A 2,280-nucleotide genomic window follows, 5' to 3' on the forward strand; every position below is an offset into this window, starting at 1 on the left:
GGCCCGGTTAGCTGACGCTGCGGGGCTGGGAGGGTTACCAACAAACAAAATTATTCCTTACACATCCCCATCCAGGATAGCCATGAATTCATCCCCCGTGATGGTTTCTTTTTCGTAGAGGAACTTGGCCAGTTCATGGAGTTTCCCTATATTGCTGCGGAGGATGTCGCAGGCCTTGGCGTGTTCTTTTTTGACCATGGCTACGACGAGCCTGTCGATTTCCGCTGCGGTATGTTCGGAGCAGGCCAGGGAGGTGTCGCCGCCCAGGTATTGGTTGGTGACGGTTTCCAGGGCTACCATGTCGAAGTCCTCGGACATGCCGTAGCGGGTGATGCAGGCGCGGGCCAGCTTGGTGGCCTGTTCGATGTCGTTGGAGGCTCCGGTGGTGATGCTGTTGAAGATGATTTCTTCCGCAGCGCGGCCGCCGCAGAAGGTGGCGATTTTATTTTCCAGTTCTTCCTTGCTCAGCAGGTTGTGTTCGCCCTGATCCACCTGCATGGTGTAGCCCAGCGCGCCGGAGGTCCTGGGGATAATGGTGATTTTGGTGACAGGGGCGGAGTTGGTCTGTCTGGCGGCAACGAGGGCGTGGCCGATTTCGTGATAGGAAACGATCATTTTTTCCCGGTCGCTTAAGATGCGGTCTTTTTTCTGATAACCGGCAATGACTACTTCCACGCTTTCTTCCAAATCAGTCTGGGTGACGAAGCGGCGGCCTGCGCGGACTGCGCTCAGGGCGGCTTCGTTGACCATGTTGGCCAGCTCGGCGCCGGAAGCGCCTGCGGCCATTCTGGCGATGGCGGCAAAATCTACATTGTCACCCAGCTTTACTTTCTGGGCGTGAACCTTCAGTATGGCAATCCTGCCGTTCAAATCGGGAAGCTCCACCGGCACACGCCTGTCGAAACGGCCGGGGCGCAGGAGCGCGGGATCCAGGGATTCGGGACGGTTGGTGGCGGCCAGGATGAGGACGCCGTTGTTGCTGGAGAAGCCGTCCATTTCTGTAAGGAGCTGGTTCAGTGTCTGTTCCCGTTCGTCATTTCCTGAAAAGCCGCCGCCGTCACGTTTTTTGCCGATGGTATCAATTTCATCGATGAAGACGATACAGGGGGCTTTTTCATTGGCCTGTTTGAACAGGTCCCTGACCTTGGCCGCGCCGGCGCCTACGAACATTTCCACGAATTCGGAGCCTGAAATGGAGAAGAAGGGGACGTTGGCTTCGCCGGCCACCGCCTTGGCAAGCAGGGTTTTTCCGGTTCCGGGAGGGCCTACAAGGAGGGCGCCTTTGGGCATGGATGCGCCGATTTCCTGATATTTTTTGGGATCATGGAGGTAGTCTACCAGTTCGGAGAGCACCTCTTTGGCTTCGTCCTCGCCGGCCACGTCTGCGAATTTGATGCCTGTTTCGGACTGGACGTATACCTTGGCGTTGCTTTTTCCGAAGGCCATGGAATTGACGCCGCCTCCGCTGTTCATGATTTTGCGCATCAGGAACTGGCCGATGGCTATCATTACAACGAGGGGCAGAACCCAGGTCAGCAGGAAGGTGACGAGGAAGGACTGCTGTTTTACAATTTCCGTGCCGAAGGTGGCTCCGGATGCATAAAGCCGGTCCACAAGGGAAGGATCTTCCATAGGGCCTGTTTTATAAAAACCGGTGGGTGAATTTTTGTCCGCAAATACAATTTGGTTGCTTTCAATCTGTACCTGGGCGATTTCTTTCTTTTCCATCATTTCAAGAAAGGTGTTGTAGCCGACCTCTTCTACCTGGGCAGACATGAGCCTGGGAAAAAGAAAGGCGTTCAGGACCAGAAGGACAAGCATGGCAATACAGTAATAGTAAAGTAGTGGTTTCTTTGGTGATTTGGCTTCTTGCATAATTTTGCGCTCCTTTTTATTCAGTAACTTGTTCCGGTTCTTTTTAGTTACTCTTATCCTTATAACAGTAATTATATATACCGGATTTTGCGGAAGTCAACCAAAGATAGCATTATTTCATAAATTTTAGAGTCTTTTCATGAAGGGGGGGACGGGAAGCAGGAGAGGCGGACAGGGGTTTTGGGGGGCGGAGGTTTTTGCGGGAGGGAGAGGGGAGTGAACAGTTGCATGGTGGGGAAAAAGTACTTTACATCCGGGGGGAAGTAGCATACAATACAGCTAGGTATTGGTTTTGTTTTTCGTTGCAGGAGCGTCCGGTCTTGGGATTGGAGAGGGGCCGCCGGGAGGCGGTTCTGTTTTTGTTGGCGGAGTTGCCAGCGGGGTGCCGGTGGAGTTGCCGGCGGG

At 53.9% G+C, this 2,280-nt stretch carries 1 protein-coding gene; it reads right to left on the reverse strand.

Features of this window, described 5'->3' with window-relative positions; all coding sequences use genetic code 11:
* Positions 1-57 precede the first annotated feature (57 nt).
* Entirely contained in the window at positions 58-1,875 is a 1,818-nt protein-coding gene (gene ftsH, locus HMPREF1548_RS25620; protein WP_021639684.1) for an ATP-dependent zinc metalloprotease FtsH, read from the reverse strand.
* Positions 1,876-2,280: the final 405 nt, after the last annotated feature.

The sequence above is a fragment of the Clostridium sp. KLE 1755 genome, assembly GCF_000466465.2.
Taxonomy (GTDB): domain Bacteria; phylum Bacillota; class Clostridia; order Lachnospirales; family Lachnospiraceae; genus Eisenbergiella; species Eisenbergiella porci.